Genomic DNA, 18,750 nt, shown 5'->3' on the forward strand with positions numbered 1-18,750 from the left:
GAGTGTCCATCCACCTTGGAACCCTCGCATCGATCAAGATCGACGCGCATTTTCCCCGAGCCCGGAATGCAGTCTCCCTTGGCGATGCACCAGATAACCGCCCCGAGGGGCCCCTCGCATTGAGCGTCAGAATGCCCAGCGTGTGGTCCAGGGAAGAAGCATTGAGCTGTCGCGACGGATAGCAATAGTCTCGGGACATGTTCAAAACGGCCTCTGCTCGCGGGGGTATCCCTCATGCCCTCCCCGCTACCCTTAACTGCGCGCGCGTGAAGGACTAATCATGCCCGGAGCGATCTCTCCGCTCGTGTCTCTGGCGACCTCGATGCACGCGCAGCCGGGCGTGTACGCGTTGCTGCTCGGGTCCGGAATATCTACTAGCGCCGGTATCCCCACAGGATGGGGGGTTGTCACAGAGCTCGTTGCCCGTATTGCGGCCCTCCAGGGCGGCGTGGAAACGGTGGAGCAGGCTCGCAAGGATCCCGAGAGCTGGTGGAACGAGAACGGAGCTGGAAACCTCGGTTACTCCGCGCTGCTGGAACAGCTTGCCAGCACACCCGCTGCCCGTCAGGGTTTGCTTTCGAGCTTCTTTGAGGGGGACACGCCTGACGGGGAGGTGATCGCTCCCAGCCGGGCTCATCACGCAATCGCAGCGCTCGTGAAACGGGGAGCGGTCCGGGTCATCGTAACGACGAACTTCGACCGACTACTTGAGCAAGCGCTGGAGGCCGCAGGAGTCTCCCCGCAGGTTATTTCACGTCCGGAGGCCGTTAACGGAATGATGCCGCTTGCGCACGCACCGGCCACGGTCGTTAAGCTGCATGGCGACTACAAGGATCTGGGCACGCGTAACACACCCTCGGAGCTTTCGGCGTACCCGAGCGAGTGGACGGAGTTGCTCACCCAGGTGTTCGAAGAGTACGGCCTGGTCATCTCAGGGTGGTCAGCAGAGTGGGATAACGCGCTTGTCCACGCGCTGGAATCTGCGCGCCACCGATACCCGCTCTACTGGGACGCGCGAAGCGCCCGCAAGGAGAACGCGCGGCGGCTGCTGTCGGCGCGCGCAGGCGTCATTGTTCCCGCAGCCGATGCCGACGAGCTCTTTGTCGAGCTCGCCGAGAACCTAGACGCATTGGATCGCATGTCTGCGGCACCATTGACGACAGCGCTTGCCGTTGCACGGCTGAAGAAGTACTTGCCAGACCCCGTGCGTCGAATCGACGTTCACGACCTAATTATGGGTGTCGTCGATGAGGTGACTGCCGGCATCGCCGCCCAGCCCAAGGATGGGGAAGCCACTGGCGAGGAGCTACAGGTCGTGTGGGAAGACCGGTTCCGGTCGATGGAGCGCGTAGTTCCCCTACTCATCGAAGGTGTATGGCATGACCAAGAGGGGCAGCACGACCGACTTTGGGGCGACGTTGTACAACGCCTCGTAGACGCCGCAGCCGTGTTTGAGTCGAGCTTCAACGATGCGTACCTGGGAGCACGGCGGATCCCCGCACTCGTTGCCGTAGAGGTGATCGCCATCACAGCGACCAAGCGTGGCCGCGAAGATTTGCTTCCGCGCCTGATCTCAGGCGTGGAAGTCGTTGACACGCAGCGGCATACCGAGCCGCAGAGCGTTGCGCAATTCCTCCATTACGCACGTATCGCCGACAACGCATGGATACACATGATGCCGCGTACTGAGGGTACGCAGTACTACTACCCTGTCAGCCATATCTTCAAGGAAGACACCCGCCGCTTCTTCAGTGAGCTGATCCCACAAGACTCGGATTTTGACAACGCCTTCCACGGGTTCGAGTACCGGATCGGACTTCTCCAGCAGTATTCACGGGGTTACAAAGCGATCTCCGGTGAGTATGTCGGTTCTTGGGCGTGGGCGGCGGACATTCCACGCGCGGAGGCACTGTTCCGCCGGGATCTGGAACGCCACGGAGATGACGCCTGGGCGGATATCTTGGCTGTCGACGGAGACACGGTTGACTCGGCGCTCACTTCCCACCGTGAGACGCTGTCGCGGCTCCGCCAGTTTCGATAAGGAATTCCCACAATCTCCGCATCTCTCGAACGGCGATCCCGAGGTCCTGTCGCAGGGACGTCTGCGGACTCCCGTCTCGCCGCTTCTTGCTCATCAGCAACCGCTTGTTGTCTGTGACGGCGGATAGCCTTAGCTCGTCGGTCGGGAGAACGGGTTCGAAGCATGAGAAAACGACGATTGCGATTTTACGGTTCCGGCGACTATGCAACCTACTGGCAGGTCGAGGATGCCGCGGCGGTCCTGAGCGCCTTCCGTGGTGACGAGCCGGCCGACGCGGCAACAGCAATCGAGCTGCATAACGCTCACCTGTTCCTCCAGGCGGGCTTCGTGCCGGCATCGATCTCGGAGTCGGAACAGACCGAACTCGCGGAGAAAAGTGTGCGAGCGAGAGGCGCCGTCGCTCGGTACTTCACGCAGGTTGACGCGTCGAACGTACTTGACAGAATCCTCGACGTCCCACGCGAATATCATTCCGATCTGCTCACGTTGCTCGCGAACAATCGCGCCTACGAGCGATGCGACGCAGACGCCATGCTGAAAGCGCTCTTCGGAACAGGGGTCCGCTTAGGCGAGATGCTTGCCAACAAAAAGCTGGTGCGGCAGTACGACGCCCAACTGCGCGTGCTCCTCCTAGTGCAGTCGAAGAACGCCGAGCTGCTCATCCGACAGCTCTTCTCGAAAGATCGGCGAAAGTCTCACTACCTGCCCTCGTCACTCACCGCGTCGGACCTTCGAGACTTGATGGCTCGTTACATTCGAAGTGACGACGCTAACTCGAACTACCTCCGCCTCATCGAAACCGCTCCGATCAGTGAGAAGACCACCGGGGTCGACGCTCGGCTGAAGCTCGAGGCGAAGCGCCGCCGGGATCTTGAGACGGAGGCGATTTTCAGGGAGAACCCCGGCATCAAATCAGGAGCCGAGATACGAATTGCGGACGAACAAGACGAGCCGGTTGTATCGGATCTCGAGGGAATGGTCGTTCGCTTCTCGTACAGTCGGCAGTGGTTGGAGGAGTCGACGGACTACCCGAGCATCCTGAACAACTTCCAGCACCTCTTCGAGTTCACCGACGAGAGCGCGTTACTTTCGCTACCTGCCTACCACTCGGAGCTAGGTGTGTTCGAGCGCTTCATGATGACATCAGGGCAGACCGACTATCACATCGGCGCTGCATACAGGGTTCGAGATATGACGTCGACGTTGCAAACTCAACTGATGCTGAGCTTCCTAGTGAGTCAGGGCATCGAACTCGAATCCGTCGTGTCCTGGTTCTTCCACAGCTACCTTCCGGCTGAGTTCAACGCGAGGGGATTCTCCTTTCGCCAATCGGCCACCGGCTCCTCCTTCCTTGAAAGAACCCGACATCTACTTGTCGAGATGGAGAGCGTCGCGCGTCAGTTCAGCTTGTACGTCGAGGATGGAGAGATAGACCGCGAACTCCTCGCCATGAGCTCAGACAACATTCGCTACCGCGAGATCCCTAGCCTTTTGGAACACAAGTACCTCTATTCAAGCGATGCGCCCGAGGTCCAGGGCATCCTTCACGCACTGTTTTCCGACCAGTCCACAATGAACTACATCGACGACGAGCTTCAGGCTGACGACCTGGCAACCTTGCTCCTCCGAAACGTCGTGCCGTACTCTCGCTTCGAAGAACACCAAACCTCGATGCTGGACCAGCTCATCGCGCTAGAGATCCTTTGGAACGATGCGGGGCGCGTGCGAATCGGGGACGCAGCCCAGTTCTTGCTCCTGCGATCTCTTCACATGAACGAGGCAGCAAACTATGCCCACCTAGCACCTCGAGGCCGCGCGGCGGCCGACAAGATGTTGGACCGAGGTTGGCTAAACCAGGCCGCAAGCCTGCTTACAACCGCAGAGTCGAGCTACTTCAACTATCAGCTCAACAAGGCCGAGTTCCACGACGGCCCCGAAATTCGCAATAAGTACCTCCATGGATCGCAGGTAGATGCCGACGGCCCCAGCGCGCACTTTGAGGCCTACGTCACGACCCTGAAGCTGATGATCTCTCTCGTCATCAAGATCAACGATGACTTTCTTTGCGCGCGGATCGAAGATGGCCGAGACGAGAACCGGCATGACTGACCAACCGATTCCAGTGACATGGAGTAACAGGTCACCAGTCGTCTTGTTCATCCTGGACCCGGAAGTCGGTCACCATCGCTTCGAGCTCCGCCACCGCTAGCTCGAGCAGTTCGCGTAGCTGGGCGTTCGATTCGAGCTGCGCGGCCGCGCCTGCCGCATGCGCCGCGGAGCTCAACTGCTCGGACTGCCCACCGCTTCCTGACCAGTGACCAGGTGTGAGTTGTGCGCGCAACGAAAGGTGAACCAGTTCGCGCTGACTCGCGCTGAGCGGTTCGTGCATCAGCAGGGTCCTCGCGAGCGCCGGGGCAAATGGAACCCACCCGTTGAGCCCCGTTAGGGCTAAGGCGAGACCAACAGCTGTTTCCGCAGTTGCCTCTGTGGCTTTGCGTGCGAGGACGTCCGCGAGTTCAGGAGTGAGCACTGGCGGCAGTGGTGGTTGAAGCCGTCGGATCACGCGGTGCGGACCCGGTTCGGTTGAGGTGCGGAGAATCCAGTCGGCGACCTCGAGCGGAGACTGGTCGAGCGCTTGTTGCACTCGACTGCCCCTGATTCGAGAGGCTCCCCTTTCCAGAGGATCTTGAGCGGCTAAGTGCGTCAAGATCGTTGAGGGCCGGTCAGTCGCGATCTTTGCTATGAGGGCGGTGGCGGCGTTCGAGCCGCCCACCGCACTCAATAACGTGAGTATCGCCTGTACCTCCGCATCGTCTAGACGAGCGGACCACTGAGGTTCGGCCTGTCTCATAGTGGACCAGATGACGCGTTCGATAGTTGCGCTGTCCGCCTGGCCCTGAAGGAGCGTGTTGCACGAACCTTCAGGGTTCTCGTCGAGCCGGACTGTGGAGAGAAACCAATTTCGAACCGCGAGATCGGCGTCAACGCGTCCCCGCTCGATGAGATCAGCATAGGCAGAGCCGTGTCCGAGCCAGCCGTAGCTCGCGGCTGCACGGCCGAGCGCCTCCCGCATACGGGTGTCCGCACTTTCGTAGTCGTTGATCACGGCGCGCAATGCAGATTCGTCCACGATTCGCAGTCCCTCCGACAACTGCGGTAGCGCGTCGTCGAGGGGGCCGGGGCCTAAGACCCGCACCGTATCGAAGATGGTGGGAATGAGTTCAGGACGGATCGAGACGACCTCGGAGAACAGGGTGTGGATCTGCTCTGCGACGATCACCTCGACCGATTGCAAATCTCGAGCTACGGCATCCAACCGGTGGATGCCCGCGGCGCTGTCGTCATCAGGCCAGAGGTCCTCGACTGCTGCCGCCCGAGCGGCTTGTTGTGCAGCGACGGCTGCCGCGTATCTCTCGTCGAAGTCGTCGCTACGTTCAGCGTCTGCTTCAGATTGCGTGGCGATGGTGATGTCGTCCAGCGTGGGCAGCGTTATACCGCGGCGAGTGGGAAGACCAACGTCAACTCCCGGGTACCTCAAGAACTCGGTCAGATCGTCTTCGGAGCGATTGTCGAGGTCGGTGATGAGTATGAGCGCTGCATGTCGAACGCGCGCGCTAGTCGAGTACTGAGCAGTCCACTCGGCCTCCTGCCGAACCAGCCTACGGATCGAAGACCGAGCGGTTCCGCTCGCGATGTCAGCGAGTACGCCCAAGGTGGCCAGGTCATCGTCATCCCACCCGCGGATGGTCTGCTCGGAAGCTACAGCACCGAATAGTCCGGCGGGGGGCATCAGAGCTGATCCGAGCAACTTGAGCGACTCCGCAGCGAATGGAGAGGCGTCGGCTGCCGTTGCTCGGAGAATTGTGCGGGCGACGTCGCGAACGGGACGCGCCCACTCGGGTGTGACGAAGAACGGCTTGAACTGTACGGTTCTTCGCTCCCCGCGCTCCGTCGTCATCCCGGACTTCTCTAGGAGCGCCTCCAATATCCCCAGCGGAGAGGAAGGCTGTTCTTGGGCAGCTGCTTCTCGAACGAAGACCTGCACTCTCCGAGCAACTCGTTCTGGGTAACTTGGATCAGTAACCGACCCGATATTCGCGAGGCGATCCTTGACAAGCCGAGTCGGGTGATCCGGGGTCTGAGGGAGCGGACGGTCATCGCGCTGGCTGAGCGTCCACAACAGGTCGAGCGCGTCCTCGAGAGTGCTTTCATCGTGCGACGCGGCGTCGGCAAGAACCGGCGCGAGTGCTCGTTCGACATCGGCAGGGGTGCTTGGCCGCAGCCAATAGAAAGAACGTTCAAGCTCCTCCTCACTGCCTCTGGGAGCTTCGGATTGAAGCGCCCAGAGGCGCCCGAGGATGGACTGGCTAAGGCGAACCACTTCGGCAGATTGGGTGTGTGTCACTTCCCGTAGGGATCCGATGAGTGTCCGAAGGCCGTCGACATCCATCTGCGTGGTCTCAACTTCGAGTTCCGCCCAGATGTTATTGACAATCGACGGTCCGACCTCGCCAAGCCGCCACGCGAGGCTCCCGATTCCGGCGAGCACAGTGTTCCGATGGGAGTGCTTGAACGTGTCCCACAGCGAGTGAACGAAGCCGGAATCGACGCCTGAGATCACGGCCTCGGCCTCAAGTATCTGATCACCGAGCATCTCGACGGCGAACTGGGTGGCGTTGGTGGGACCCATCAGCACGTCGTGGTCATGCAACTGTTGAACGACGCGGAGAAGCGCCGTTCGTGACATTCCGCTGATCTCTTCAAGGTGAGACCGAAACGCATCGTCGGTGATATCCACGACTCCGAGCGCGGCTACGACCGCGAGCATTCTGCGCACCTCGGGCTGTGACTCGGCCGCGATACCATCGGTAACCACATCTCGGTACCGCATCATTACTTGCTTCCGCAAGCTCGCGTCAAGCGCCAAAGGTCCGGTGAGCTTTCCAGCGCGCAAGAGGCTGACGGTCAGCACTGCAAGGAAGGGTGAGCGGCGCGCCTGGTCTGCGAGAAAGACTCGAAACTCAGTCGAGGGGTTGAGGCCATCGAGAAGCGAGTCCACAAGAGCCCGGCCCTCCGCGGAACTGAGGTCCTTTACAGCCACCTCTTCGACTTGATGCTCCGTCAAGTCTGCTTCTAGGAGCTCGGACCGGATCGAGGTGATGCCTGGTCCTCTCGTGGCGAGTATCAGCTGCACTTCGGGCTGGTGCTTCGCGTACTCGAGCATCGGTCGCAGCTGTCTTGCAACACGGTGGGCGTCATCCACCACAACGATGGCCGGCCCCCCGGGTAGTTCCTCCAAAACTCGAGAGTCGAGGGGGCGTCCAGGTGCGAGCCACCGCACGGCGTGACCGGGGTTGGCGTCGCAGTACCTCGACAGAATCTCGACGAGAAGACGACTCTTGCCCATTCCGCCACGTCCGCTCACGAGAACGACCAGTGGCCAGTCACTGGATCTAGCTAGCGCAGCCTCAATGGCAGTTGCTTCAACTGCGCGCCCAGCGTTCTGCCCGAGGTCGTTGAGGAGCGCATTGGCGTCCCTGCGGCGAGCCCGTACGGTGTCCACGCTGAGCAGAGCGGGCTCGCGCGATACGGACCGCGTCGCGAGCGTTCGCTGGTGTTCGAGGATCTCGTTGAGTTGCGGTAGCAGAGCCTCATCTACGTACTGCTGCACCTCTTGGCTGACCTTCGCCGGCAGATCGCGGACTCCTCTCGCCGCTTCCCCGAGTGTCCTCGTCGTCGCGATCCGGTTCGATTCTGTGTCCGTCTCGTACCAGTTCCGAACCAACAACGCGACCGTCGTGGACAGTTGATAGAGGTAACTGCGGACGTCGTCGTTTGCTTGTTCAACGGCTCTGGCGTCACCTGCAGGCATGTTTTTCAGCGCCAACCGCGAAACTTCCTCGGCGCCCCCGACGACAGTCTCGGTGACTAGCGACTGCCGCGGATCGCGTGCAAGCTGCTGATAGCTCCGTAGGACAACGCCTTCGGCCCACTGGCGGTCGGTATCGGAAACCTCTCGAAACTCCACAGCGGCATGGGGTTGCAGTGCAGCGGCAGCGCGTTCGGCGAGCGTCTCAATGCGTACTCGCCGGAGGCCCGTTAAATCGGCGACAGCATCGGCGAGGTCCGACCCGCCGAGGAGCCGCACGGCGGCCTTCGCGATGCCCACGCTTATTGGGGTGGGCATCTTTCCGGGAAGCGGAGTCGACACTTTCGGACCCTCTCTCGTTTCGATCAACCTACTGGAGTACCGCATGAGTCGAGCGTCCCAGGCATCTGATTCGCCGCTCAAGCCATATTCGGTGGGCACAGTCGATCTGAAATGGTGCCGTTCGAGCCGGGGTTGGAATTCGGCAGGCGGCCGATTGCGTACGGCTATTCTCTCGGTTTTGGTTTAGGTAGCGCTGTGCTTGATGCCGCAGAGTTGACAGCGGCCTCCGTCACCCGGACCTTCGGCTCGAATGGGGGTGGCAACTATGACAGGGCTAAATGGGTCGGCAAGCAAAACATTGTCACCGCCAGCCGCTCTGAGCACGCGTTTCGCGGGGTTTGACGGCGCCGCCCAGATTCCAGTTGGCGAGCCAACCGCGGATATGTCACTACTCTCGATCCGAGACGTTCTACCACGAAGGTGAGTATCCATGTATCTCGAACGGCTTGCGCTGCAAGGGTTCCAGAGCTTCGGTCCGGTCCGCACCGAGATCCGCTTCGATCCGAGGCTGACAGCCTTCGTGGGGACGAACGGCGTCGGGAAGACATCCGCTAACCAGGCGCTGCTGCGCATGTTCAGCGTCGTCACAGATCAACGCCACGTGCGAGTGTCAGATTTCCATGTGCCCCACGACGAGGACGAGACGCCGTCGTCGCGGCAGCTGCGCCTGGAAGCTATCTTCGGGTTCCCAGAGCTCGATTCCGGCGACCCGTCCGCGCAACTAAGCGTCCCCGAGTTCTTCCGACACATGACCGCGGACGACGACGGTTATTTGCGCGTGCGGATCGTCCTCGAAGCGGAGTGGACTGACGACGGCACGCTGAGCGGCTCGGTCACCTCCCGGATGCTGGTCGTCTACACATTCGATGAGGACTACGGGGACCTTTACACAGAACTGCGGGACCGCGCGCGCATACAAGCGGTTTACGTACCCGCCACCCGCGATGGTGCCAAAGAGGTCGCGGCGTTCCTCCGCGGACGGATCTGGCGTGCAGGTCAATGGTCTTCGGAGTTCGGCAGCCACCTCGCCGACGCTGCAGACGAGCTCGCCACGCGGTTCCAGAACGAGAGGGTCGTGACACACGTCACGGAGGTCATCACAGACCGGTGGCAGGAACTGCACCACCTCACCTCGGAGACGAACCCAAAATTTCAGCCCATCAGTCGAGAACTGCATGCGCTCGTCACGAACGCGGAGATGCTCTTCGAACCTTCCCCCGGTGGGCGACGAAAGGGCGCTGCGGAACTCAGTGACGGCCAACGCTCGCTCCTGCATATCGCGCTCACCGCAGCCACCTTGGACCTCGAGGACCAGCTCGCCCAAGGAGATCACGCGGATGTCTTTGACATGTCTCCAGCGTCATTGCCCGCCCTGACTCTCCTGATCCTCGAAGAGCCGGAGAACAACCTCGCCCCGTTCTTCCTCTCTCGCGTCGTGCAGCAGCTCGATTCCGTCGCCGCGTCGGGAAGAGCACAAGCTTTGATATCAAGCCACTCTTCGAGCGTGGTCACCCGCCTCGATCCCGAACGGATCCGGCACTTCCGCCTCCGACACCACGACAAGACCACCTGCGTCCGAGAGATTCTCCTCCCCGAGGACGAACCGGAAGCGGAGAAGTATGTGCGGCAGGCAGTTCGCGCTTACCCCGAGCTCTACTTCGCCAGGTTCGTCGTCCTCGGCGAAGGCGAGTCCGAATCCGTTGTCATCCCGAGGCTCGCCGAAGCCCGAGGCATCCACATCGACCAGTCGTTCGTCGCCGTCGTCCCCCTCGGCGGCCGCCACACCCATCACTTCTGGAAGCTGCTCACAGACTTGGACGTTCCCCACGCCACCCTTCTTGATCTCGATTGGGGACGCGCGGGGGGCGGCAAAGGTCGCCTCCGCTACGCCTGCCAACGGCTGCAGGACGTCGGGGTCGACGTGTTCGCCGATGCCCCCCACGGAGCAACAACGGTGGCAGACCTGGACGCGCTCGACGACGACCCCTCCCTGATCAGCGCATGGCTCGAACACCTCGAGACGTTCAAAGTGTTCTACTCGTCACCTCTTGATCTGGACATGAGCCTGCTCAGGACCTTCTTCGGGTCTTATTCGATGCACCTTGCGCCCGGCGAGCGTGGGCCGTCTGCGTCGGGAGACCCACGTGAGGCAGTGCTCGGAGAGACGGGCGTCCGACCAGAGGTGCCGTACTGGGACAACGAGGAGCTGACCACGTATCTCCGCTGGTACCGGTATCTTTTCCTGACAAAGTCGAAGCCGAGCCGTCATCTGATGGTGTTATCCCACGTCCCACAGCCCGAGCTTGCCGTGGTCGATGGCGGGATCGGCAATCTCATCACAGAGATCGGGACGGCGGTGGGAGACGCATGAGCATTCCGCCAGATGAGTGGATCCCTCGCGGCATCGCGGGGTTGGAGGATGCGGCGTGGGCTGCCCTAAGAGCGGGCACCGCATGGGTGGCTGCTGGGCCGGGGGCCGGCAAGTCGGAATTCCTCGCTCAACGGGCAAGCTACCTCCTTGAGACCGGCATCTGCCGGTATCCGCAGCAGATCCTCGCGATCTCGTTCAAACGCTCCGCTGCTGCGAATCTTCACGAACGAGTGTGGGAGCGAAGCCCCGATCACGCGACACGCTTCATCTCGATGACGTTCGACGCGTTCACAAAAAACATCGTCGACAGGTTCAGCGGTCTCCTCCCAGCCGGGTGGGCACTCGGCGGTCCGTACCGGATAAATTTCGCAAGCCGTGCCGAGGTGGCGAGCTTCCTCGACGACGTCGCGCCCACCGCACCCATCCCCTTCCGCCGAGGTCTTCGAAATATCGACCCCGCCACGTTCATCCAACTCACTGTGAGCAGCTTCCCGCTCGCCGCTGAGCTTCCGGAACCGACCACCGCGGAGGAATGGGCGGTTTACGAATGGTGGCGTACCCAGTACATCGGTGTCGAACAGCCGGTTCTCGATTTCACGATGATCAACAGGCTCGCTGACCTGATCATCCGTACGAGCGGTCAACTGCGCGCGGTCCTGTCTGCGACGTACCCATTCGTCTTCGTCGATGAGTTTCAAGACACGACACTCGCGCAGTACACGTTCCTGCGCGATGTGTTCGGCGACGGAAGATCCCAGGTCACCGTGGTCGGCGACCGTAAGCAACGCATCATGGGGTGGGCGGGTGCTCTTCCTGACGCGTTCGCTGAGTTTGAGAATGACTTCGCGGGCGAAGGTTTCGAGCTCGAGTCGAATCATCGATCTACGCCTGAGCTCGTCTCCCTCCAACACCGGTTCGCGCAGATACTTGCCCCAGACGCCGCCGAACAAGTCTCCGCTGTGCTTGCAGACGCCGGCGATGCCGCCGCACAAGTGTGGTCGTTCTCCACGACAGAAGTTCAAGCCGACAAGATCGCTGCATGGATTGCCGCCGACGTCGATGCTTCCGGACGCCTGCCCAGCGACTACGCGCTTCTGGTCCGCCAGAAGGTAGGCGATTTTCATGGCGAGCTGAGAGACGCGTTCGAACGACACGGTCTTCGTGTCCGAAACGACGATGCCGAAGTCGGTGACTCGAAGGTCCGCCTGCAGGAGCTCCTCGCCGATCAGGTCGCACGCCTGCTGATCTCGCTCGTCCGACTGGCCGGCGCAGTGGGTGGTGAACCGGCCGCATGGCATTACGCGCGGCGGGAAGTCGAGCACCTCACCGTTGCCGAGGGCGACTCCCGACTCAGTTCGGCTGCCGATGACACCCTCGCCTCATACGTAGGAGAGCTCCGCGAGTGGCTCACCGAGCATGCGAGCGAGTTCCCCGCCGTCGCAGATCCGGCGGATCTCGCCGCCCGCCTCACAGGCGAGCTCACCCGCCTGATCTCTGTGGAACGGATGTCAGAGAGCCGTCTCGTCCCTGAGTCGATGGATGAAATTCGGCGGAAGGTGAACGCGACACAGGTGCGCCTGGAAGATGCGCTCACCCGCGCATCCTCTTGGGGTGAGGTCGCGGATGCCTTCATGGAGGATGACGCCGTGCCGCTAATGACCATCCACCGCAGCAAGGGGCTGGAGTACAACACGGTGTTTCTACTCGGGCTCGATGACGACCAATGGTGGGCGCACACACGCAACGCCAGCGAGTCCACGATGACGTTCTTCGTCGGGATATCCCGAGCGGCTGAGCGCCTAATCTTCACTCACGTCCGGGACATCGGGCTCCGGAAGGTGCATGGTTTGTACTCAGAGCTCGCTGCTGCCGGAGTGCCTACCTTGGATCTCGGGTGACGCGTACGAACAAACACCTCGTCCTCACAGCTATTGCTAATAGCAGCCGGATGCGCTCCGAGCTCCGGCCTCGAGTGCCATCCTGAACGGAACCATGGCGGTAGACCGGACATAGGTCAGAAGCAGGCGCCGGTGAGTTGTCTTCTTTTACTCAACCCCGCCACGCCCACGCCACATGTCGGGCATCGCGAAACACGACGTCGAGGTGGCCCGTGCGTAGTTGTTCGATTGTACTGGGCCCTTCCTCGCATGAGCCATCGTCGATCTCCGCGTTCAGCCACTGAGCCAAGGTCCACCTCGAATGAGTGCCCGAACTGAGGACCTGCATGACCTCAGTCAGCCCCGCAATCACTCGACCGTCTTGCACTTGGAACGCCGGGTAGAGCAAGACGTCGTCCTCGGTCAACAGCTCAAGCACTTGAAGTGATGCTGCAGCTTCGGTGACTCTACACTGGGTCCAGCGAAGGGCACGTGCCAGGGAGGCGCGCGTGTAGCAGGGCCCGATGATTTCGGCCCACGGGTTCTTTTCGATCATCGACCTGCCGCCTCCCGGATCCGACGCAGCGATGGCGTCTCGATGCGCAGAGTTTGCATGTCGAGGAACCCGAGGTCGCCCTTTTGCCAGTCCTGGCCGAGGCTCGCCACACGAAGGTCGTCCTCGGTCTCACCGCCTCCGGGAGCATGCATGTGGCCGTGGATCAGGAGCTCCGGATACACGATGTTCCAGACCTTCGCGACCCGAGCGCGCGAAGTGCCCGAGTCCCGAAGGGCGTCATCAGGGAAGCACATCGGGTTGGTTCGCAGGATCTCCCGCACCGTCGCGCGCGGTCGACCAGGTCATCGCGGCGCTCGAGCACGGAGCGCCGCTGGCAGGCGTGCTGCACGCCCAGGCGGGAGATGCGCGAGAGGACGCCAAGCGCACGCTGATCGAGCAGGCCGGACGCAAGGAGATCCTCATGCTCCTTCCTCTCGTGTTCCTCATCCTGCCGCTCTCGGTCCTGCTCGCGATCTGGCCAGGGCTCTTCATCCTGCGACTCGGCATCGGCTGAGCGCACCAAGAAAGGACGAGCATGACGACACTCGGACGCTGGTGGAACCGCACCGCCGATTGGATGGGGGACCTCGCCGAGGACGACACGGGCGACGTGCCGGGCTGGGTTCTCGTGACGTTGATGAAAGGCGGCGCCCCCTGTTTACGTCACTCTCTGCCTCACGACTGAAGCTTGGGTAGGGTGACGGAAACACGAGAATCGGAGCAAAGATGCGACTGGTTGAAGTTACCGTCCAGAACTATCGATCGATCACTTCCCAAACCAAGTTCGCGGTAGACGACCTCACGACGCTCGTTGGCCCAAATAACGAAGGCAAATCCAACCTGTTGCGCGCAGTTGCTGTAGGGATGGAGCTGATTCGACGGTGGCCCCTGATGGCGCGGCACCTCGACAAAGACGGGGCGCTCTCCGGAGCGCCCGCGATGAGCATTCTGCGGCCGAGACGATCGGTGCGGGGTCAACTTCTCTATGGGTACCGCTGGGGCGACGACTACCCGCTAGGGAAACAAGCCCAGAAGGGTGCGAAGCCCACCGTGATCCGGCTCAGGTTCCGCCTAGACCCGGACGAAGTTCGCGACTTCACGGACCAGACTGGCATCGCGAACAACGGCGACCTCCCAATCGAGATCTCCCTCGGGCGGCTCTCGGTCTCGTTCGGTGTGCTCAAGCCCGGGCGCGGGGCCGCTACGCACAAGGCGAAGGCGCGCGAGATTGCAGAGTTCATTTCTGCTCGCGTTTCGCTAGTTTCAGTGCCGGCCATCCGTACGAGCGATCAGGCCCTAGGGCTTGTCAATGAGCTGTCCCGACTGCGCATGCGGTCCCTCCTGCATTCTGAGGAGTATGTCGAACTTACCTCCCGCCTCAATATGCTGCGCAAGGAGGCAGTGGAGAAGATTGGCATCGACCTGACCTCGTCCGTCCAGCGGTACATTCCGTCTGTTCGATCGATCGAACTGCAGACCGCAGATGTAGAGCGGACGGACTCAGTCGACGAGCTATCCGTGAACGACGGAGCGGTTACGTCGATCGAGAGCAAGGGTGACGGTATCAAAAGTCTTGTCACAATGGCTCTGATCCAGGAGCTTGCACAAGAACAAGCCAACGGGCACAGCGTGATTCTCGCCGTCGACGAGCCCGAAGCACACCTCCACCCTGCGTCGGTGCATGAGCTTCAGCAGCTCTTCCAGGAGCTGTCGACGACCCAGCAAGTCCTCCTTGCCACGCACAATCCCATTTTTGTGAACCGCGAACGGGTTAGCTCCAACATCCTCGTACTGGGGAACGCAGCTCAGCCCGCGCGGAAAGTAAGTGTCATCCGAGAGGCTCTCGGCATAGAGCTCCACGACAATCTCGCCTCCGCCGAGATCGTAGTGCTCGTTGAGGGGCTGACTGACGAGACGGTCATCCCGGCACTGCTCGGGGCGATCGATGTACGGGTAAGCTCGGCTGTCGCCACCGGCAGAGTCGTGTTCCGGGCGTCCAAGGGTGCTGGCAAGATGCGAGCGCAGATTCAGCGCGAGAAGGCCACCGTGTGTCGCATCATCGCTGTTCTCGACGATGACGCCGAGGGACGCGAGGAAGCTCGCAGAATACGCGATGCGTCGATACTCCCTTCGACCAACGTGTTCGTCGTTGGCGGACGCAATACGCAAGCGGAACTGGAGGACCTTATTCAGCCGAGCGTGTATCTCGGTGGGTTGTCAACACACTTCGGGCGGACTTTTAGCCCGAGTCATTTCGCACGACGCTCGCGGAAGTGGTCCCAGAACTTCGCGGCCGCCGCCCTTACTCTCGGCATTCCCGCGCAGCCGGATCTCTTGGATCAAGCGAAGATGGTTGTGGCCGAGGCTGTGAAAGCGAACGGCCAGGCGAGCCTCCGATCGGATTCTCTGGAGCACCTGACTGCCCTAGCCGAACTCATCGTCGGTCCGAAGGAATAGCGACGCGCGGCGAAGGCCCGGTGGTTTCAGCGCGTGGGATCAGGAATCATTCACGTTGATGACGGCCGGGTTCGTGGTGGTGATCTGGGCCGTCGCCGGGCCGGCGCTCAGCGCTCTGTTCCAGCAGGCCATCGAACGGGTCTCCGGGCTCTGAGGCTCATGAGCCTGCGTCGAGAACTCGCGGACGAGCGGGGCTCCAGCCCGGTGGAGTTCGTGCTCGTCGGCACGCTGCTCACTCTGTTGACGCTCGCGGTGGTGCAACTCGCTCTGGCCACCTACGTGCGCAACGTGGTTCACGACGCCGCGGTCGAGGGAGCCTATTACGCAGCTCTCGCAGACACGACTCCCGAAGAGGGGGCGGAGCGGACGCGGCTGGCCATTGCTAGGGCGGTGGGCGCGTCGTATGCGGAGGACGTCGCGGTGAGCACGGCGGATGCGGGCGGCCAGCAGGTCATCGAGATGCGCGTGCGGACCACCCTCCCGATCATCGGGCTCATCGGACTTCCCTATGCGTTGGAGGTGGAAGCGCATGCGCCGATGGAATCGCTGGGTGACGGATGACGAGGGATCGGCCGCGCTCGAGTTCATCACCGTCGGACTGATCCTGCTCGTCCCTCTGGTGTACCTGATCGCGGCTCTCGGGGTCATCCAGGAGCAGACCCTCGGCGTCGAAGCGGCGGCACGGCACACCGCGCGCGTGATCTCCTTGGCGCCTGACGCGGATGCCGCCGTCGCGCGCAGCGAACAGGTGCTCGCGGGCATCGTCGAGGAGTACGGTCTCGACGCGGATGCCGTCGACGTCAGTCTGTCGTGCGTCCCCGCGGCGTCGGGGTGCCCGACGGCCGGAGCCACGGTCACCGTCACGGTGCTGACCCGCGTGTCGCTTCCCCTGATGCCCTCGCTCTTCGGACTCGATCGCTCGACCGCGATCCCCGTCGAGGCATCTGCCGTGCAGAAGATCTCGCGCCTGTGGGGAGGAGGGTGACGATGCGGAGGATGACGTCGAGACGCGATGCGGATGACGAGGGCAGCGTGCTGCTGCTCGCGCTCGGCTACGCGCTTCTCGCGATCGCCGTGATCTTCGTGTGCGTGTGCGCGACCGATCTGTACATCACGCAGAAGCGGCTCGACTCCCTCGCAGACTCGGCAGCGCTCGCCGGGGCCGACGGGTTCACGTTCTCGATCGACGCTGCCGGACCCCATGCAGAGCTCACCGACGACGGCGTGCTCGAGCAGGCGGAGGCGCTGCTCGCCGCGCTGCCCACCGACGCCGTCCTCGTCAGTGCGGGGACACCCGACGGAGTCTCAGCGCGTGTGACGGTGGCGGGCGTGTGGCATCCACCGCTGCTGAGCCCGTTCGTACCCGAGGGGGTCCCCTGGAGTCGACCGGGACCAGCCGCACCGCGCTCCAGTGAGTCAGCCTGTCGCGCGAGCCCGAAGCACGTCGAGCAGCGCGCGCACCCGCCGCTCGAACCCTTCCGGCACATCAGCCGGCAGGCTGTCGATCGGCCACCACCGCACGTCCTCCGACTCCTCGCTCACCGTCAGTGCGGCTGCGGTCGGCACGATGACCGCCACGCCGATGTCGAGGTGAGAGGCGCACCGGCCGAAGGCCGACGACAGGGCGTGGTGGTCGAGGTCGTAGAGGAACGGGTTCGAGACGGATGCCGTGACGCCCGTCTCCTCACGGAGCTCGCGCAGCGCGGCATCCGCTATCGAGGCGTCATCGTCCTCGAGATGACCGCCGGGCTGCACCCAGAACCGGCCCTTGCGGTGGAAGACGAGCAGCGTGCGAGCGAGCGTCGGATCGAAGACGAACGCCGACGCGGTCGCGTGGCTCGGGCCGTCATCGCGCCGCACCGGGCCGAAGTCGTCGGGAAAATGCGTGGCGAAGTCTGCTCGCGCGGCGTCGTCGCGAGGGGAGCGCGGAGCGAACGCGCTGACGAGTCGCCGGACGTCAGCCGCCAGCGTCATGTTTCGGTGCCCTTGTTCCGCGGCACGAACATCGGGATCCAGCGCAGGAACCCCGCGGCTCCTGCCACACCGAGCGCGCCCATGGTCGCTGCGGCCACCGGCAGCGAGGCGACGGCGACGATGGCCGAGATCAGCAGCGGGGCGATCGCGCCACCGGCATCCGTCAGTGTCCGCCATGACCCGAGGAAAGCCGCGGGCTCGCTCTTGGGCGCCACGTCGGCGCCGAGCGTGAGCAGGATGCCGCTGGACAGGCCGTTGCCCACGCCGAGGACCGCCGCGAACATCCCGAACCACAACACCGAGTCGTCAAGGTCGTGCGTGAACGACAGTGCGAGGAACCCCGCGCCCATCAGCACCATGGCGGGCATGGCTGCCCAGAGCCGTCCGAAGCGGTCCATCACCTGGCCGCTCGCATAGAACAAGGCGAAGTCGATCGCGCCGGAGACGCCGACCACGAGCGCGATCGTCGAGGCATCCAGACCGAGAGAGATTCCCCACAGCGGAAGCAGCACCTGACGAGCGCTGCGCACCGCCGACAGCGACGCGGCGGCGAGACCGAGTCGGCCCAGAACCGAGCGCTGCAGCCACATGGTCCGCAGGACGCCTGCGCGCTCGATCGTCGGTATCGATCCGCTGACCGCTTCGCCCGAGTCCTCGGCCTGCAGCGCGGGCGCTGCGACCGGGATCGTCTTCTCCGGATCCGGCCCGAACAGCACCAGCGCCACCATCACGACCAGGCAGCCGAGGAAGAACCAGAACGCCGCCGCCTCCGAGCCGAACAGCTGCAGCAGCCCCGCCGCGATGAACGGACCGACGAAGACACCGAGGCGGAAGCTCCCGCCGAGCAGAGACAGCGCTCTGGCGCGGAAATCGAGAGGCACACGGGTCGTCATGAAAGCATGCCGGGCGAGGCCGAAGGCCGCGGCGCAGAATCCCAGGAGGAAGACGGATGCCGCGAGCACTCCCGGCGACGCGGCGAACACCATGGCGACTCCCGCGACGATCGCCACCACGCCGGCGATCACCATCGTGAAGCGCTCCCCGAGCCGCGAGACAGCCCACCCCGCAGGCAGGTTGCCGCACAGCTGACCGACCACGAGAGCTGCGGAGATGAGGGCTGCGAGAGCGATGTCGGCGCCCATGCGCGAAGCCACGACGGGGATCAGGGGGATGACCGCACCCTCGCCGAGCGAGAACAGGATGGTCGGCAGGTACACCATGGGCCCGAACTTCTTCAGGACCACCGATGCACTGCTCATCACT

General features: G+C 62.8%; 12 protein-coding genes and 1 pseudogene. 9 read left to right on the plus strand and 4 right to left on the minus strand.

Annotated features, from left to right (window positions below; all coding sequences use genetic code 11):
• Window positions 1–280: 280 nt before the first annotated feature.
• Together ACI3KT_RS08600 and ACI3KT_RS08605 are read left to right on the plus strand one after the other, a co-directional pair.
• Window positions 281–2,041 carry an SIR2 family protein gene (locus ACI3KT_RS08600; RefSeq protein WP_404903615.1) on the plus strand — a complete coding sequence of 587 codons (1,761 nt, stop codon included), beginning with the start codon at window positions 281–283 and terminating at the stop codon, window positions 2,039–2,041.
• 162 nt (window positions 2,042–2,203) lie between these two features.
• Window positions 2,204–4,150, plus strand: coding sequence for a hypothetical protein (locus ACI3KT_RS08605; protein WP_404903617.1), 1,947 nt, complete (start codon window positions 2,204–2,206; stop codon window positions 4,148–4,150).
• A gap of 31 nt (window positions 4,151–4,181) precedes the next feature.
• On the opposite strand, the gene ACI3KT_RS08610 is transcribed toward ACI3KT_RS08605, so the two are convergent.
• Window positions 4,182–8,252 carry a hypothetical protein gene (locus tag ACI3KT_RS08610; protein WP_404903618.1) on the minus strand — a complete coding sequence of 1,357 codons (4,071 nt, stop codon included), beginning with the start codon at window positions 8,250–8,252 and terminating at the stop codon, window positions 4,182–4,184.
• A gap of 430 nt (window positions 8,253–8,682) precedes the next feature.
• On the opposite strand from ACI3KT_RS08610, the gene ACI3KT_RS08615 reads away from it, so the two are divergent.
• Both ACI3KT_RS08615 and ACI3KT_RS08620 read left to right on the plus strand, forming a co-directional pair.
• Window positions 8,683–10,623, plus strand: coding sequence for an ATP-dependent nuclease (locus ACI3KT_RS08615; RefSeq protein ID WP_404903620.1), 1,941 nt, complete (start codon window positions 8,683–8,685; stop codon window positions 10,621–10,623).
• Window positions 10,620–12,521 (plus strand): UvrD-helicase domain-containing protein, encoded by a 1,902-nt coding sequence (locus tag ACI3KT_RS08620; RefSeq protein WP_404903622.1) that lies wholly within the window; start codon window positions 10,620–10,622, stop codon window positions 12,519–12,521. Before ACI3KT_RS08615 ends, ACI3KT_RS08620 begins: the two co-directional genes overlap by 4 nt.
• 531 nt (window positions 12,522–13,052) lie before the next feature.
• On the opposite strand, the gene ACI3KT_RS08625 is transcribed toward ACI3KT_RS08620, so the two are convergent.
• Window positions 13,053–13,310 (minus strand): hypothetical protein, encoded by a 258-nt coding sequence (locus ACI3KT_RS08625; RefSeq protein WP_404903705.1) that lies wholly within the window; start codon window positions 13,308–13,310, stop codon window positions 13,053–13,055.
• Between the two features lie 20 nt (window positions 13,311–13,330).
• Between ACI3KT_RS08625 and ACI3KT_RS08630 the strand changes: the two are divergent.
• From ACI3KT_RS08630 to ACI3KT_RS08650, 5 genes and pseudogenes are all read left to right on the plus strand, one after another.
• Window positions 13,331–13,570 (plus strand): annotated as a pseudogene (locus ACI3KT_RS08630) (type II secretion system F family protein); the annotation flags it as partial.
• A gap of 21 nt (window positions 13,571–13,591) precedes the next feature.
• Window positions 13,592–13,741 (plus strand): hypothetical protein, encoded by a 150-nt coding sequence (locus ACI3KT_RS08635; protein ID WP_404903624.1) that lies wholly within the window; start codon window positions 13,592–13,594, stop codon window positions 13,739–13,741.
• 41 nt (window positions 13,742–13,782) lie between these two features.
• Complete coding sequence (locus ACI3KT_RS08640; RefSeq protein WP_404903626.1) at window positions 13,783–15,513, plus strand: ATP-dependent nuclease; 1,731 nt, start codon at window positions 13,783–13,785, stop codon at window positions 15,511–15,513.
• 159 nt (window positions 15,514–15,672) lie between these two features.
• Window positions 15,673–16,074, plus strand: a complete 402-nt coding sequence (locus ACI3KT_RS08645) for a TadE/TadG family type IV pilus assembly protein (protein WP_404903627.1) — start codon at window positions 15,673–15,675, stop codon at window positions 16,072–16,074.
• Window positions 16,043–16,498: a TadE family protein gene (locus ACI3KT_RS08650; RefSeq protein WP_307298049.1), complete on the plus strand. Its 456-nt coding sequence runs from the start codon at window positions 16,043–16,045 to the stop codon at window positions 16,496–16,498. Before ACI3KT_RS08645 ends, ACI3KT_RS08650 begins: the two co-directional genes overlap by 32 nt.
• Before the next feature lie 431 nt (window positions 16,499–16,929).
• On the opposite strand, the gene ACI3KT_RS08655 is transcribed toward ACI3KT_RS08650, so the two are convergent.
• Together ACI3KT_RS08655 and ACI3KT_RS08660 are read right to left on the minus strand one after the other, a co-directional pair.
• Window positions 16,930–17,487, minus strand: coding sequence for an NUDIX hydrolase (locus ACI3KT_RS08655; RefSeq protein WP_404903629.1), 558 nt, complete (start codon window positions 17,485–17,487; stop codon window positions 16,930–16,932).
• Window positions 17,484–18,746, minus strand: a complete 1,263-nt coding sequence (locus ACI3KT_RS08660; RefSeq protein WP_404903631.1) for an MFS transporter — start codon at window positions 18,744–18,746, stop codon at window positions 17,484–17,486. Before ACI3KT_RS08660 ends, ACI3KT_RS08655 begins: the two co-directional genes overlap by 4 nt.
• Between the last annotated feature and the right edge of the window lie 4 nt (window positions 18,747–18,750).

Origin of the sequence: Microbacterium sp. ZW T6_19, from assembly GCF_044987465.1 — a bacterium.
Classification (GTDB): domain Bacteria; phylum Actinomycetota; class Actinomycetes; order Actinomycetales; family Microbacteriaceae; genus Microbacterium; species Microbacterium natoriense_A.

Excerpts from the sequence above, each read along its gene's own strand:
- ACI3KT_RS08645 (WP_404903627.1), top strand. The coding sequence starts at position 15,673 with ATGAGCCTGCGTCGAGAACTCGCGGACGAGCGGGGCTCCAGCCCGGTG.
- ACI3KT_RS08635 (WP_404903624.1), top strand. The coding sequence starts at position 13,592 with ATGACGACACTCGGACGCTGGTGGAACCGCACCGCCGATTGGATGGGG.
- ACI3KT_RS08600 (WP_404903615.1), top strand. The coding sequence starts at position 281 with ATGCCCGGAGCGATCTCTCCGCTCGTGTCTCTGGCGACCTCGATGCAC.
- ACI3KT_RS08650 (WP_307298049.1), top strand. The coding sequence starts at position 16,043 with ATGCGCCGATGGAATCGCTGGGTGACGGATGACGAGGGATCGGCCGCG.
- ACI3KT_RS08615 (WP_404903620.1), top strand. The coding sequence starts at position 8,683 with ATGTATCTCGAACGGCTTGCGCTGCAAGGGTTCCAGAGCTTCGGTCCG.
- ACI3KT_RS08640 (WP_404903626.1), top strand. The coding sequence starts at position 13,783 with ATGCGACTGGTTGAAGTTACCGTCCAGAACTATCGATCGATCACTTCC.
- ACI3KT_RS08620 (WP_404903622.1), top strand. The coding sequence starts at position 10,620 with ATGAGCATTCCGCCAGATGAGTGGATCCCTCGCGGCATCGCGGGGTTG.
- ACI3KT_RS08660 (WP_404903631.1), bottom strand. The coding sequence starts at position 18,746 with ATGAGCAGTGCATCGGTGGTCCTGAAGAAGTTCGGGCCCATGGTGTAC.
- ACI3KT_RS08605 (WP_404903617.1), top strand. The coding sequence starts at position 2,204 with ATGAGAAAACGACGATTGCGATTTTACGGTTCCGGCGACTATGCAACC.
- ACI3KT_RS08625 (WP_404903705.1), bottom strand. The coding sequence starts at position 13,310 with ATGTGCTTCCCTGATGACGCCCTTCGGGACTCGGGCACTTCGCGCGCT.
- ACI3KT_RS08655 (WP_404903629.1), bottom strand. The coding sequence starts at position 17,487 with ATGACGCTGGCGGCTGACGTCCGGCGACTCGTCAGCGCGTTCGCTCCG.